Consider the following 14,857-nt stretch of genomic DNA (forward strand, 5'->3'; position numbering starts at 1 on the left):
CAGTATGATTTTCGTAACGGGAGGAACAGGTTTGGTTGGCGCGCATTTGTTGGTAGAATTAGCAAAAAAGCAACAACCTATTCGTGCTTTAAAACGAAAAACATCGAATACAAAAACCATTCAAAATTTCTTTGCAGAACAAAATGCTGCGCAATTTTATCAATTTATTCATTGGATTGATGGAGATTTGTTGGATGTAACAGAACTTCCGAATTTATTAAGCGGAATCGATACAATTTATCACGCTGCGGCTTTTGTCTCGTTTGATGAGCGTCAAGAAGAAGAAATTTTCAACACAAATATTTTAGGAACAGAAGCTTTGGTAAATGAAGCGATTGATTCTGGCGTTAAAGAACTTTTCTTCATCAGTTCTATTGCTTCGATGGACGATTTAAATCCTGCTACAAAAATGATTGACGAACGTTCTGGTTGGAACAATAGTTTGACACATTCTTCATATTCAATCTCAAAATTTAGAGCGGAAATGGAAGTTTGGCGCGCTTCACAAGAAGGAATTAATGTCATTATTATTAATCCTGGTGTAATCATTGGAACTTTAGATACAAAACGTGCGAGCGAAAGTTTGTTTCAACAAAATTCGTCAAAAAGCGACTATGCTCCTTCGGGCGGAACAGGATTTATTGATGTTCGTGATGTGGTGAAGATTTTTTTAGAATTAATTAATCAACAAGTTTACAATCAAAAATTTGTGGTGATTTCTGAAAATAAAACTTACCGAGAAGTTTTTGATTTTGTTTCGATTAACAGCAAACGTTCAGTAAAAAATGTTTCGAATACAACCTTGAAAATCATTAAAAATCTATCTATTTTTAGTCGAATTTTTGGTGGAAAATACATGACGAAAGCAAATTATTATTCGTTGACAACTTATACCAAATACGACAATTCTAAAGTTAAAAATTTGCTTCAATACGAATTTATTCCAATCAAAGAAGCAATTGATTATCATTATAAACGCTTTCAAAAGCTGAATTCTACAAAATAGTTTACTTTTGTTTTATGGAACAACAATTCATTTCAACACTTTCAATAACTGCTTCGGAATTAAAATCAGGAAGCGTTTCTGCTAAAAGTCCATCAAATATTGCGTTGGTAAAATATTGGGGAAAAAAGAAAAATCAAATTCCAACCAATAGCTCTATCAGCTACACATTAACGAATAGCTACACAGAAACTGAATTAAAATTTTCGCCAAAAACGTCGGATACTTTCGAAGTTGAAGTTTATTTGGAAGGTGAATTGAAAGAAAGTTTTGCTCCAAAAATCATTACTTTTTTCGAAAGAATTACAGCTTATATTCCATTTCTGAATCAATTCAAATTTGAAGTTCATACACACAATTCTTTTCCTCACAGCTCTGGAATTGCATCTTCAGCTTCTGGAATGTCAGCAATGGCGCTATGTTTAGTTCAAATTGAGAATATTTTAGGATCTAATTTATCAGAAGAAGATGCCTTGAAAAAAGCTTCTTTCTTGGCTCGTTTAGGTTCAGGAAGTGCTTGCCGTTCGGTTTACAAAGGTTTGGTAGAATGGGGAGAAAATGATTTTATTGAAGGAAGTTCAGATTTATTTGGAACAAAATATCCTGATACTGAAATTCATGATGTTTTCAAAACTTTTCACGATACCATTTTATTGATTCACGAAGGTCAAAAATCGGTTTCTTCTACTGTTGGTCACAATTTGATGAACGGACATCCGTATGCTGAACGTCGTTTTGTGGAAGCAAACAAAAATTTAAAAGCCTTATTACCTATTTTAAAATCTGGCGATATCAAAGCTTTTGGAGAATTGGTAGAACACGAAGCGTTGACATTACACGCGATGATGATGATGTCGAATCCTGCATTTATTTTGATGAAACCAAATACAGTTGCTGCTTTAGAAAAATTGTGGGAATTCCGTCATGAAACAGGAAATCATTTGTATTTCACATTAGATGCTGGTGCAAATGTACATTTATTGTATCCTGCACAAGATATGGAAGCTATTGAAATCTTCATCGAAAATGAATTGAAACAATTCTGTCAAAACGGAAATTACATAAAAGATAAAGTGAGTTTTTAATCACTTCTAAAATAAAAGGTTGTCAATAATTTGATGACCTTTTTTTCTTTATAAAAAATAATTAATATCTTAGAAAGAGTTAATTAACAATACTATGTACTCGAAAATTTTAATCCTTTTTACTTTTCTACTTGGTTTCTATACAAATGCGCAAATGCAATATTTTGATGTCAAAGGAAACAAAATAACAGAAAAAGAATATAAAAAAATAGGACGAAAAGATGATCAATTAAAAGTCTATAACGATTCTTTACAAATTTCGAAAGTTATTCCAACTCGTTCTGCTTCTGGAGAAATAAACACGATTGAGTTTATTACAGAACTTGAAAAACAACTAGGAATCGAAATCAATACTAAACATCCAACAATAATAGAATTTTATCCAGGAAAAGACGCGTGTAATTCGACGTCTAGTTCTGCAAAAGATTTAGCAAGCGTACAATTATACAACGAAACTGAAGCAAATAAAGTTACGACAACTAACTTTATTAACATTTATAAAGATAAAAAAGGAATTAAAACATTAGATTATTTAATTTGGTACAAAGATCCTAATCGAATAGTTGAGAAAACTTTTTTTGTAGACCACTATCCATGTTCAAGTTTTGTGATTTTGTACAATAATAAATACAGAAGTTACTTTGGAGAATTTTCAACCAAAGAATTAACTAAACAACTTAAAGAAATTGTTTCTTCATCAAACCCAAAATAACTAAACTAATAAATCCACTCATTCCGATAACAACAATTAGGTTCCCTAATGCAATTTCAATCGGAAAGAAAACAAATCTTAACGTTGAAATAATTGTTGTGAGTAAGATTATTTGTAACCAAAAAATGTAATCAAATTTAGTTCTTGGAAGGGTTTGTTTTGGCATTCTATAAATCCAAAAAGCAATAAAAATTGCACCGATAAATGTGCTAAAATGTTGTAGAAATTTATATCCTTTTACTTCTATTGGTTTTGAAAACCAAACTTCTTGTAAAGCTGGAATTAATTTCACAAAATATCCCCATTCGTGCGTAAAAGCATCCCAAAAAAGATGCGAATAAGCTCCTATTATTATTGAAAGAATCATAATTATCCAATGTTTTTTGAAATAATCAATCCAATCAAAAGTTAGGAATTGAGAAAATCGTTCTTTTAAAGAATTTGGTAGATGATTGATTAAAATGTTTCGGATAAATAAGTGAAAAACGAAACAATAAATCAGCGCAATAGGCAAATCGAAATACAAAACGCCCCAAAATAGATGGCTGTGCGTCGCTATAATTTCCATTCGTGAGAAATATTCTAAATCTGGCGACATCGAACCAATAATTAATCCTGTCATCGAAAACCAATTCGATTTTAGCTTTTTTAGAGGAAGAACAATTGCTGGATGGCAAAAAGTTAGTGGCATTTAGGTTTTACTTTAATACAAAGTAAATCAAAAAAATGATTAACTACCAAAACGTTTGATGTTAACTTTTCGTTCTTTAATCTTCAAAATAAGTGTCTCGTATTCTATATTTTGCTCTTTTTGTATAGTAACTTTATTCAGATAAGTTTTCGCAAAAACGTGTTCAGGCAAACTACTTTCAGCAATATAAAACGTATAATTCCCAACAGGTAAAAAAGCTGTATATTCTCCCCTATCGTTTGTTTTTACAGAAAATGTTTGGCCATTTTCGTTGGTAAAAATCAACGTAAATCCAAACAAATTCGCAGACACTTGATATTCTAACTTTGAAATAGATTCGTACTCAATTTTTCCACGAACAACACCAGTTAATTGCATTGGTATTGCTAAGGTTGTATTCTTTGAATTTATTGAAACTTTATAATCCTGAGCAAACCATTTTTTACCAGGTAATTTGATTAAATAATCACCAAACGGAACTTTTTTGTAAACAATATTTCCTTCAAGATCAGTAATAAAATTAGTTTCATTAATCGTTACAACACGATTATCAGCCACTTTATCACCCTCATCAAAAACACCATTTGTATTATAATCATAATAAACAAGTAAATTCAACGTACCTGATTTTACATCTGTCACTGCTTGTTTTGCTGGCAAATTATACTGAACACCAAACTGTAAAAAAGTCTGTTTTGTATACATTGCACTTGCATTATATTGACTATGGTTTACTTGCGCATTTACGATAAAATTGTCTATTGGTTGATAATCTACAGATGTACCAACTGTAAAAGTGTTTCCAAAATTTTTATCGATACTATAATAACCACTAAATGCTGTATTGACTTTTTTATTAAAAAAACTTTGACGATAACTTGCCGAAGTATTAAATCGTTCAATTTGATAATTTTGATTGTTAGTTGAATAAACTTCTGCAATCATCAAACTTCCTCTTTGATAAGTTGAATTGATCTGAAAATTTTTATAATTCCACGTTAATTGCCCTAATACAATTGGTTCTGCATCTTTCTCTTTATTAAATGTTGAAAAACCTCCAAGCGCATTGAAAACAACTTGATGACTACGAGAATTTGACAACCACGAAAATGATCCGTTTACATAACTCGATCTAAAATCTACAGGTAAATATGTGAACGAATTAACATCTAAAATACTCGATTGCTCGATGTTAATTTTTGGTGTGATCGAAACATTAAACTGCTTCGCAATTTTGAACGAAATCCCGGTTTCTGCTCTCAAAGCTTTTGACTCATTCGAATTAACATAATTCGTCAAGTATGGGTCAATTGATTTAGGATTATTATTTGTGAGCGTAAAAGATGTCCACAACGAAAACTTTTTGAATGATCGTTGCAAACGCTGATTTAGATATAATGCACCTTTTCGCGTTCCCGGATAATAACCAGAGCTAAAATAATTTGTACTATAAAAATCATATTTCCCAAGACTTCCTGATACATTTGCTGAAGCAGAAAACGAATTCTCTACTTTATCTGTTTCTTTAAACTTAGAAAATCCATAACCAAATTTGATTGAATGATTCCATTTGTTTTTTGTTATCCAACGATAACCATTGGTCAAAATAAAATTAGTTGTCGAATAACTTTAGTCAAAAAGCGCTGTCGATTCTAACTCATTATCTCCGTTGATCAAAAAACGTGTATTAGCAAAAGTGGTGTAAGAATTCTTTAGATTATTTCGCGTAAAATTATCCAACAAATTATAGTTTTTTTCTGCTGTTCCTACTACAATTCTATTGTCATTTTTATCATAATTATTAAACAAAACAATTCCCCTACCATTGATTGGAATATCATAGTCGTTATTGTTAATAGAACCAACTAAAATTCCTTTATTATTCCTCTGATACTTTATCCAAGAGTCTGTTAAAACCGAATTCTGATCGTGTTGCCATGTCGTTCCATTAATATTATACGCATACTCATTTAGCCCGACAGAAAAATCATGATGCGCCATCAAATTGAAATTTGTATTACGAGAACCAGCATCACGAACAGTTAACCGAACATAATTAGACGAAAAATTAGTCCAATTTTGGTTCATCATCGTCGGATCTACATAAACACGATTAGAACTTGCGTTCTGAATTGTAAAAAATACATTCCCAGCAAAATTTCCGTTGTCATAAAAAGCTGAAACATTCGCTTGAAAAGCTTCTGTTTTCATCATTTCGCGATCTACATATTTAGAAAAACGAATATTTTTTTCCTGAAATGCTAATATTTCAATTCGTTTACTTTCTGACACAAAATTTCCTCTAAAATCTGGAAAAACATTTGTAATCAAGATTTTTTCAGGCATATTTCCCATATTCACTACTTTCAGTTCGTAATGAATAGAATCGCCTTCTTGTCGATAAAAGATATTGGTTTGAACTGGAAAAATTTTCAAATTCTTTTTCGATTCGATGTAAACTTTCGAAACAGAATTTGCCATTTCTCGTTTTGATTTAAAATCAATTATCTTAAATTCAAGTGGGACTTGACCTGCGATTTGCGCTTTATTCACCGAAAATTTAAGTGGGATAAATGCTTTTTTATTCGGGTTGATCTTAATCTGTAAATTATCTTGAGAATATGATCGAATTGAAGCGGGCAACTTCAGTTTTAACCTTGCGTCAATTGTATCATTTGTTGTATTTTCTAACTGCATGATAACGGTAAATACATTATCATCTTCAATTTTTATGTCACTTGTCGTTTTAAAAATCAAACCATTTACTCCATTTTGTGCATATAAATTTTGTCCGCTAATTATGAAAAGCAGAATCAAAAAGATGCTTCGAAAATGTGAATAAAATAAGTGCATTATAATTTACAAAGGTGTAATCGTGTACAATAGTGTTGCAGCGTAATTACCTGGTTTACTGTTCAAAATCTTACTATCAGACGGAGTTGTAGAATAGATAATAGTGTATTTTTTTGAATCAGTTTTTGTTGAATTTATTATCAACGATTGGTTATAATTTGCCAGTTTAATCTCTGATGAAAGTTTATTTGTTTCGGTATCCTTTAACTGAACTTTCACCGAACCAATATCTAAATTACCCGAAGTAGAAGATTGCAAGTTTTGACTTAATGAGGTAACTTGAATATCGTAAGGTGTATCAGAACTAACAATTAAACCATTTTGATATTCTTTTCGTACGCCATTTTTATAATCTTGCATTGTATTAAATACTAGCTCGCCGTTAGTTGCTGATCCGTCCACTGTTATAGAAACCGTTGGTGTAGGTTCAAAACTTCCATTTGGACTAATCTGCATATCAATAGAAAAGTAACTTGTGCTCATTACTTTGCCATATTCGTTTAGTAACGAAAATTCTAACTGAATAGGATAATTATTCCACGATTTTAATGAATTCAAATACTTACCTCCGTCTATTACAATATCATAATTTAGTTTGATACTACCGTAACGACCAACTGGAGGCTGAATTGTTAAAGGTGAATTTCGCACAAAATAAACTGGCGAATAATTCATCACAATATTATTCTGAATCAATCCTATTTGATTTACTGTAGGGTAATTCTCAGCATAATATTGCTCTGTAGTATAATTATTGAATTGTAATTTTAGTTTATTAACTGGAAATTCTTTCTTCTGCGAATTTATAATTGGCGAAACAACTCGCCCTACAATAGACCAGTTAGAAAAATTGAGAGGTCCATTCATTTGCAATTGAAGTACAACCACATTTTTTACAACTACACCATTACTTCCGTTCACTTGTATCCATCCATTGTTATGCGCGTTTAGCGTAAACTGAGCAGAAACGAAACACGATATCATCAAAAAAAATGACATCAAAAAAGTAGATATGTATTTGTTATTTATCATTAGAAAAGCTTAATTCAGCAATTTTAATCTGATCATTTTCACCCAAACTTAATGTAGAAGTTGCAATATATGTTCCTTTTTCAAGATTTTGAGGCAAAGCAATATTAACGATTCTTTTATCATTTGGTAAACTATAAAAAACCGCATCTTGTAAAGCAATTTGTTTTCCATTTTCTTGATTAATGATCTCGCTTTTTATCGTTCCTTCGCTCCAAATATTTCCGTCATTATGCAGATTTAGAACCAACTTGTTTTTAGGTTTATCAAACACAAAATTGGTAAACTCTACATTTACTTCACGACCAATATTAAGACGCTGATAGATTTTAACGCCTGTTCTGATCGATATTTTAATATTCTCTCCACTTTTGTTCTGCCCCGCTACAGGATTTGTTTGCGTAATGTACATCATAGCTGTATGTACATCATCTGCAGAAATAGTTGCTGGAACCTGCATCAAAACCTCAATTTCTTTTGATTCTTTTGGCTGAAGTGTAAACGTATTTCCTGAAACAATCGTTATCCAATTTGCACAACTTGTAGAACTTGTATTAGGATCAGTTACTATGTTAGTTCCTAATTCATCATACTTCCAATCATTAAAAGAAATCGCTAACTCTAATGTATTTGTTTCGCTAACATTTGTAACTAAAATCTTTTTACGATCTTCTTCACCTGGGTTTAAACTAAAATAAGTCCTAGGTGGACTTACAGAAACTCCGGATTGAGCTTGTGCTTTATTTCCTAAAAAACCAAAGGAAATAAGTAGAATTAAAAAACGAAGAATTTTCATAGAAAAAAAAGAGAAGTAACGTTGTTACACGTTACTTCAAAATTGATTTATTATTGAGCTTCAATTGTATAAGTAACCGTAGTTGTATATACGTTAGGCGTTTCTACGTTGTAGTATTTGTTTACGTAGTCATTGTTCCCTTTACCGTTATACGCTACATTAAATTTTAGTTCTGTACCACCAACTGTACTAGAGATTAAATTTTTGTTTTCGTTAGATAATACAACGTTATTCATTGTAGATGAATTTAATTTATTATCTGTTCCTAATTTAGCTTGTAAATTAATAGTGTTTGCAGCAATTTTGCTAGTTAAGGCATCTTTAGTGTAAACTAAATCTTCATTCTCAGATTTTACTTTTACAGCAAAACCACCAGTACTATAAACTACTAAATGATCTTTCATATCACTTGTAACACCTTTTAAATAGTCATCTTTTGTTTTATACTCTAAGTTAACTGTATTTTCACCACCAATCATAATTGTTTGGATAGGGTAAAGTTTTACATTTAAAGTTGCTTGAGCTTGACCAAATGCTACTCCAGATACTAACGCACACAAAATCGTTAAAATAAACGCTGCTTTTTTCATCATTTTATAAATTGTTAAAAGTTTTAAATAAAAAATTTGCTAAATAACCGGGTAGTAGTTACATTTAAGGGTTAGCAGTACTCATAAATGCGGATGCAAATGTAGAGGTAGTTTTTTGTCTTCTAAGATTAAAAAATACCAAAATATGATGAAAAAAGACATTTCTAACTATTTAATTCGGAGTGTTTTGTCTGAATTTAGTCGGGGAAATACCTGAATTTTTCTTGAAAAAGGCTGTAAAATTGGTTTCTTGCAGAAAGTTGAGTTCTAGCGCAATATCTTTTATTGACATTTTAGAATTGACTAGTAAAATCTTCGCATTCTTCATCAATTCGTCTACAATCATTTCTTTTGCAGATTTCTTAAAAACGATTTGCGTTGCTTTATCTAACCTTCTTTTTGTTACAAATAATCGATCAATGTAAAAAGCTACTTGTTTATGATCATTTACATTTTGCTGTAGTAATTTCTTAAATTTAGTAGCCAGTTCTACATCAAAATCGTCTTGAATAAATTGATTATTAATGTCTAAAATCTCAATTTGACCATTCAATACAATTCTTTCCAATAAGTTATGTGCAAGTTTGATATCTAAATCAGTTTTAAAATCACTAAAAAAGTATTTTAAATAACTCGATTCAAACAATGGAGCCGAACAAATATTATTTTGCACAACATTCACTAAATCACGCGAAAACAATAAACTATTCTCCAATCTCAGATTGTCTTCAATCGATTTTGAATAAAATTCTTGCTTAAAAACAATAAAATAAGCATCTGCATTTGTTTGTGTAGAAAATTTATGTGAAATTCCTGGCGCAATAAATAAGAAGTGATTTTTGGGAACAGAAATTTCCTGATGATTAATAAAATGACTTACTTTTTTTGAGCCACTCCAAATAATTCCATAAAAATCGGTTTGAGAATTGGGCAATCCATTCTTTGTTATGTACATAATTACATAATTCAAAAACTGCCAATCCAGCGTCTATACCTATACTTTCATAAACATTACTATCTTTTACTATCATAAATTACCGCTTCATTATAATGTTCGAGAACAAAATTACTAAACTTTTTTTTAATAAAATGATTGATATATTTTAAGTTAGCTTGTAGAGAAGAGTGCGAAAATAATAAAATAATTGAACCCTACTCAACATTATTCAAATAAAAATTATTTTCAACTGCATAAAAAAAGCTCCATAAATGGAGCTTTTTAATTATATAAAGTAAAATTTAATATTCTCCTGTTGCTTTTTCTCCATTAACAATTGCTAAAGCAGAAGAAGTTCCTATTCTCTTTACTCCTAATACAATCATTTTTTCTGCATCTTCGGCTGTTTTTACTCCACCAGAAGCTTTTACAGGTAAAATTCCTGCGTGATCTAACATTAATTGAATAACATGCGGATTTGCTCCATTAGGCTCCCCATTTTCAGTTTTGTAAAATCCAGTAGATGATTTTACAAAAACTCTTGAGGCAAACTCTTCTCCAATTTTAGTCAAAACGATTTCTTTTATTAGTTCTGTAATTGTAATAATTTGCTCGTCTGTTAAAGCTGCCGTTTCTATAATCCACTTTATCACTTTGCCTTCTCGTAAAACAATAGATGTAGCTGTTTCAACTTCTTCTCTAACTTTTTCGATTTCACCTTTTTTGAAAGCTTCAAAATTAATTACAAAATCTAATTCATCCGCACCATCAGCTATCGCTCGTTGTGCTTCTCTCAACTTCTCATTCAAATCATATGTACCTTCATGAAACCCTATTACAGTTCCTAAAACTACATTTGACTTTTTCTCATTCAATAACTCACGAACAGATCGCACATAATCAGGTCTAATCATTACAGCATAGATATTATTATCCATTGCCTCCTGTGCTAATTGATGTACCAAATCTAATGTATCCGAATTAGATATCCCTGCCTGTTCAGGCGTTTTAAGATACGTCGAGTCTAAATATTGATTAATACTCATCTTTGTATATTAAAGTTTTATTTGTCTATTTATCGGTTGCTCTAACGAAATAATTGTTTCTGTACGTGTAACACCTTCTATTTCTTGAATTTTTTTGTTCAAAACATTCATTAAATGAAGATTATCACGACACAAAATCTTAAGAAAAATGCCATAATTTCCTGTTGTAAAATGAGCTTCTACAACTTCTGGTACTTTTTCTAGAGCAGTGATAACTAATTTATAAGAAGAGGGTTTATCCATAAAAACTCCAACAAAAGACATAGTAGAATAACCTAAAACACTTGGATTTAGGATAACTTTTGTTGCAGAAATTATACCCGAATTTTCAAGTTTTTTGATACGCTGATGAACTGCTGTATTCGATATTCCTAGCTCTTTGGCTAATTGTGAAACAGGCAAATTTGCATCGTCCATAAAAGCATTAAGAATCATTTTATCGATTCCATCAATTTCTACTTGACCATTTTCGTGAATCCTCACTCTTTTACTAATTTAAACCGCTACAAATTTAATATTTTAAAATGGTATAAACGGGAAAATGATCACTATATCCACCGAAATATTTTCCCCCAACAAAAGTTCTAAAAGGCAAACCGCCTGATTTTCCTCCTGGATTCTTCAAAAATTCTGCATCAAAAATAGCTGTTTTGACATATTCTAAATTTGAATGATTTTGGAGAAATGATTTTGAAAATAATTGTTGATCAAACAACATCCATTGTTTCTTGAAAATTAATGAACCTCTTTTATATGATTGTAAACCAACCATCGGGTTAAACAATTCATTTCTGTTTACCTCTTCTTGTTTAGCACGCGTATTTAACTCTTCTATTAAATCAGAATTTGTTGGTGTATCATTAAAATCACCCATCACAATGATTTTTTCCGAAAAATTTTCGGTTAATAAATCGTTAACTCGCTTTCTTATGATTTTAAAAATCTGTTGACGCTTTAATTGATTGATTTCTTTATCAATTTTAGAAGGTAAATGAACAATAAAAAGATGAACAATTTCGCCAACTAAATTTCCTTTTACATACAAAATATCACGTGTATAAGATTTTGTATCATATTGATCTTTAAAAACAAATCGAATTGGTTCGCTTTCTAAAACTTCAAAAAAGTCTTGACGATAAATTAATCCAACATTTATTTTTCGTTCGTCTAATGATTCGTATAAAAGTGCTTTATAATCGCCATCTTTCAAAAAATCATTCTGAATCAAATCGTGTAAAACCACTTCATTTTCAACCTCAGCTAAACCTACTAAATAAGGCAATTCATTTGTTTCTAATTTTCCGATTTTAGAAATACAAAACGCAATTTTATTCACCTTTGTATCGTAACGAGTATCCTTCCATTTGATAAAATTACTCGGAAGAAAAGATTCATCGGTAGATTTAGAATAAAAATTTTCGACATTATAAAAGGCGATTGTTGCGAAGTTATGTTTCAAAAGAATTGTTTTTGCAAAATTAAGAAAGAAACTATGTTTATAAAAATACGTTTGTTGTTAAGACGTAGAATGAAGATTTTTTTTAAAAACGAACTCTACAACGAAGTTGAAAAAAAAACCACTCAAAAATTATCAACTTGAACAGTTTTTGAGCTATAAATTATCAACTTGAACAACTATTAAAAAACATGTTAAATATTATGCTAAAATTCGTGTAAATGATTGATTTATGGTCAATTTAATCTGTTAAATATTGTATATTTGCAACGTTTGCAATTCTGCATTCAAAATTGAAAAGATGTATTTTTAATTGACTATTAATTTAGAATAGTCTCAAAAAAATTTAGAACATAATGTCAAAAATTCATTACACACTTACGGACGAAGCGCCGATGTTGGCAACACACTCATTTTTGCCAATCGTTCAAGGATTCACAAAAACAGCTGATATTACAATCGAAGTTCCAGATATTTCTTTAGCTGGACGTATTTTAGCTAACTTCCCAGAATTCTTAAAAGAAGAACAAAGAATTCCTGATGCTTTAGCAGAATTAGGAGCTTTGGCGACTACTCCGGAAGCAAATATCATTAAGTTACCTAATATTTCGGCTTCTGTTCCTCAGTTAGACGAAGCGATTGCAGAATTGCAAGCGAAAGGTTTTGCTGTACCAAATTATCCAGCTGAACCAAAAAATGAGGATGAAAAAGCAATTAAAGCGAGATACGGAAAAGTTTTAGGTTCTGCTGTAAACCCAGTTTTACGTGAAGGAAACTCTGACCGTCGTGCGCCAAAAGCTGTTAAAAACTATGCAAAAGCTAATCCTCACAAAATGGGAGCTTGGGCTACAGACAGCAAAACAGAAGTTGCTTATATGAAATCTGGTGATTTCTACGGTACTGAAAATTCTACTACGTTAGAAAACGCAACTGAATATACAATCAAATTTTACGGAGAAGATGGTTCTGTACAAGAATTAAAATCAGCGGCACCTTTAAAAGCTGGTGAAGTAATTGATTCTTCTGTAATGAACTTAAACTCTTTAAGATCATTTGTTCAAGAAGCAATTCAAGAAGCAAAAGATAAAAACGTATTATTGTCTGCTCACTTAAAAGCAACAATGATGAAAGTTTCTGATCCTGTTATTTTTGGAGCAATCGTTGAAACTTTCTTCAAAGATGTTTTCGTAAAATATGCTGATACTTTCAAAGCATTAGACATTAATCCTAACAATGGTTTAGCAGATTTATTCGAAAAAATCAAAGGTCAACCTCAAGAAGCAGAAATCAATGCTGCAATTGAAGCTGATTTAGCAAACGGACCACGTGTAGCAATGGTTAATTCTGATAAAGGAATTACTAACTTCCACGTTCCTTCTGATATTATTGTTGATGCATCTATGGCTGCATTGGTTAGAAATGGAGGTAAAATGTGGAACAAAGATGGTGCTGAAGAAGATACTGTAGCTATCATCCCAGACCGTTCTTACGCTGGTTTCTACGAAGCTGTTGTAGACGATATGAAAGCTAACGGAACTTTAGATCCTACAACAATGGGTTCAGTTCCTAATGTTGGATTAATGGCTCAAAAAGCGGAAGAATATGGTTCTCATGATAAAACTTTCCAAGCTCCTGCAAACGGAACAATCAAAGTTGAAGACGCAAACGGAAACACTTTATTAGAGCAAAAAGTTGAAACTTCTGATATTTTCAGAATGTCTCAAACTAAAGATGCTCCTATTCAAGACTGGGTTAAATTAGCGGTTAATAGATCTCGTTTATCTGATACTCCAGCAATTTTCTGGTTAGATAAAGGAAGAGCTCACGATCAACAAATCATCAAAAAAGTTGAAAAATACTTAGCTGATCACGATACAACAGGTTTAGATATTCGTATCATGGACGTTAAAGATGCGATGAAAGAAACTTTAAGCCGTGCAAGAGAAGGAAAAGATACTATTTCTGTTTCTGGTAACGTTTTACGTGACTACTTAACAGATTTATTCCCAATTTTGGAATTAGGAACTTCTGCTAAAATGTTATCTATCGTTCCATTAATGAACGGAGGTGGATTATTTGAAACTGGTGCGGGAGGATCTGCTCCAAAACACATCGAGCAATTCGTAGAAGAAGGTTACTTACGTTGGGATTCTTTAGGTGAATTCTTAGCTTTACAAGCTTCTTTAGAGCACGTTTCTCAAACACAAGGAAACACAAAAGCTCAAACTTTAGCTGATGCTTTAGACGAAGCAAATGCTAAATTCTTAGCGACTGATAAATCTCCAGGACGTAAATTAGGAACTATCGATAACCGTGGTTCTCACTTCTATTTAGCAATGTACTGGGCAGAAGCGTTAGCAAATCAAACAAAAGATGCTGATTTAGCTGCTAAATTTGCTCCTGTTGCAAAAGCAATGCAAGAAAACGAAGCTAAAATTAACGAAGAGTTAATCGGTGCGCAAGGTAAACCTCAAGATATTGGTGGTTACTACAAAGCAGATTTTGCTAAAACAACTGCTGCAATGCGTCCATCTGCAACATTAAATGCAATTGTTGACCGAATTTAATTTCTGAAAATAGAAATTACAATACATAAAAAAAGACAACTTCAAATGAAGTTGTCTTTTTTGTTTTCATATTTTAAGTTATTGAAAATAAT

At 31.3% G+C, this 14,857-nt stretch carries 14 protein-coding genes; 4 read left to right on the forward strand and 10 right to left on the reverse strand.

Annotated elements, in window-relative coordinates; genetic code table 11:
- Positions 1-4: 4 nt before the first annotated feature.
- The 3 genes from QHG34_RS10790 to QHG34_RS10800 all read left to right on the forward strand — a co-directional run bounded on the left by QHG34_RS10790 (position 5) and on the right by QHG34_RS10800 (position 2,800).
- Entirely contained in the window at positions 5-1,006 is a 1,002-nt protein-coding gene (locus tag QHG34_RS10790; RefSeq protein ID WP_282630202.1) for an NAD-dependent epimerase/dehydratase family protein, read from the forward strand.
- A gap of 14 nt (positions 1,007-1,020) precedes the next feature.
- Positions 1,021-2,088, forward strand: coding sequence for a diphosphomevalonate/mevalonate 3,5-bisphosphate decarboxylase family protein (locus tag QHG34_RS10795; protein WP_282630203.1), 1,068 nt, complete (start codon positions 1,021-1,023; stop codon positions 2,086-2,088).
- A 94-nt stretch (positions 2,089-2,182) separates the two neighbouring features.
- Positions 2,183-2,800 carry a hypothetical protein gene (locus tag QHG34_RS10800; RefSeq protein ID WP_282630204.1) on the forward strand — a complete coding sequence of 206 codons (618 nt, stop codon included), beginning with the start codon at positions 2,183-2,185 and terminating at the stop codon, positions 2,798-2,800.
- Here the strand turns inward: QHG34_RS10800 and QHG34_RS10805 are convergent.
- The 10 genes from QHG34_RS10805 to QHG34_RS10850 all read right to left on the reverse strand — a co-directional run bounded on the left by QHG34_RS10805 (position 2,766) and on the right by QHG34_RS10850 (position 12,201).
- Positions 2,766-3,491 carry a DUF4184 family protein gene (locus QHG34_RS10805; RefSeq protein ID WP_282630205.1) on the reverse strand — a complete coding sequence of 242 codons (726 nt, stop codon included), beginning with the start codon at positions 3,489-3,491 and terminating at the stop codon, positions 2,766-2,768. The two genes, QHG34_RS10800 and QHG34_RS10805, sit on opposite strands and share 35 nt — an antisense overlap.
- Positions 3,492-3,530: 39 nt before the next feature.
- Positions 3,531-5,096: a hypothetical protein gene (locus QHG34_RS10810; RefSeq protein ID WP_282630206.1), complete on the reverse strand. Its 1,566-nt coding sequence runs from the start codon at positions 5,094-5,096 to the stop codon at positions 3,531-3,533.
- A 24-nt stretch (positions 5,097-5,120) separates the two neighbouring features.
- The gene (locus QHG34_RS10815) at positions 5,121-6,308 is read right to left on the reverse strand and encodes a COG1470 family protein (protein WP_282630207.1); all 1,188 of its coding nucleotides are present in this window, start codon (positions 6,306-6,308) and stop codon (positions 5,121-5,123) included.
- 42 nt (positions 6,309-6,350) lie between these two features.
- Entirely contained in the window at positions 6,351-7,328 is a 978-nt protein-coding gene (locus QHG34_RS10820) for a hypothetical protein (RefSeq protein WP_282630208.1), read from the reverse strand.
- A 37-nt stretch (positions 7,329-7,365) separates the two neighbouring features.
- Complete coding sequence (locus QHG34_RS10825) at positions 7,366-8,169, reverse strand: fimbrial biogenesis chaperone (RefSeq protein WP_282630209.1); 804 nt, start codon at positions 8,167-8,169, stop codon at positions 7,366-7,368.
- A 50-nt stretch (positions 8,170-8,219) separates the two neighbouring features.
- Complete coding sequence (locus tag QHG34_RS10830) at positions 8,220-8,762, reverse strand: hypothetical protein (protein ID WP_282630210.1); 543 nt, start codon at positions 8,760-8,762, stop codon at positions 8,220-8,222.
- 169 nt (positions 8,763-8,931) lie between these two features.
- Positions 8,932-9,714: a helix-turn-helix domain-containing protein gene (locus QHG34_RS10835; RefSeq protein ID WP_282630211.1), complete on the reverse strand. Its 783-nt coding sequence runs from the start codon at positions 9,712-9,714 to the stop codon at positions 8,932-8,934.
- Between the two features lie 284 nt (positions 9,715-9,998).
- Positions 9,999-10,742, reverse strand: coding sequence for a deoxyribose-phosphate aldolase (deoC, locus tag QHG34_RS10840; protein WP_282630212.1), 744 nt, complete (start codon positions 10,740-10,742; stop codon positions 9,999-10,001).
- A gap of 9 nt (positions 10,743-10,751) precedes the next feature.
- A complete protein-coding gene (locus tag QHG34_RS10845) occupies positions 10,752-11,225 on the reverse strand; it encodes an Lrp/AsnC ligand binding domain-containing protein (RefSeq protein ID WP_282630213.1) in 474 nt (157 codons plus the stop codon).
- Positions 11,226-11,253: 28 nt separating this feature from the next.
- A complete protein-coding gene (locus QHG34_RS10850; RefSeq protein WP_282630214.1) occupies positions 11,254-12,201 on the reverse strand; it encodes an endonuclease/exonuclease/phosphatase family protein in 948 nt (315 codons plus the stop codon).
- A 353-nt stretch (positions 12,202-12,554) separates the two neighbouring features.
- Between QHG34_RS10850 and QHG34_RS10855 the strand changes: the two genes are divergently transcribed.
- Positions 12,555-14,765, forward strand: coding sequence for an NADP-dependent isocitrate dehydrogenase (locus QHG34_RS10855; protein WP_282630215.1), 2,211 nt, complete (start codon positions 12,555-12,557; stop codon positions 14,763-14,765).
- Positions 14,766-14,857: the final 92 nt, after the last annotated feature.

The organism is Empedobacter sedimenti, from assembly GCF_030005555.1.
Taxonomy (GTDB): Bacteria; Bacteroidota; Bacteroidia; order Flavobacteriales; family Weeksellaceae; genus Empedobacter; species Empedobacter sedimenti.

Coding starts and splice junctions, on each gene's coding strand:
- QHG34_RS10805 (WP_282630205.1), bottom strand. CDS start 3,491: ATGCCACTAACTTTTTGCCATCCAGCAATTGTTCTTCCTCTAAAAAAG.
- QHG34_RS10855 (WP_282630215.1), top strand. CDS start 12,555: ATGTCAAAAATTCATTACACACTTACGGACGAAGCGCCGATGTTGGCA.
- deoC (WP_282630212.1), bottom strand. CDS start 10,742: ATGAGTATTAATCAATATTTAGACTCGACGTATCTTAAAACGCCTGAA.
- QHG34_RS10835 (WP_282630211.1), bottom strand. CDS start 9,714: ATGTACATAACAAAGAATGGATTGCCCAATTCTCAAACCGATTTTTAT.
- QHG34_RS10795 (WP_282630203.1), top strand. CDS start 1,021: ATGGAACAACAATTCATTTCAACACTTTCAATAACTGCTTCGGAATTA.
- QHG34_RS10820 (WP_282630208.1), bottom strand. CDS start 7,328: ATGATATCGTGTTTCGTTTCTGCTCAGTTTACGCTAAACGCGCATAAC.
- QHG34_RS10790 (WP_282630202.1), top strand. CDS start 5: ATGATTTTCGTAACGGGAGGAACAGGTTTGGTTGGCGCGCATTTGTTG.
- QHG34_RS10825 (WP_282630209.1), bottom strand. CDS start 8,169: ATGAAAATTCTTCGTTTTTTAATTCTACTTATTTCCTTTGGTTTTTTA.
- QHG34_RS10800 (WP_282630204.1), top strand. CDS start 2,183: ATGTACTCGAAAATTTTAATCCTTTTTACTTTTCTACTTGGTTTCTAT.
- QHG34_RS10830 (WP_282630210.1), bottom strand. CDS start 8,762: ATGATGAAAAAAGCAGCGTTTATTTTAACGATTTTGTGTGCGTTAGTA.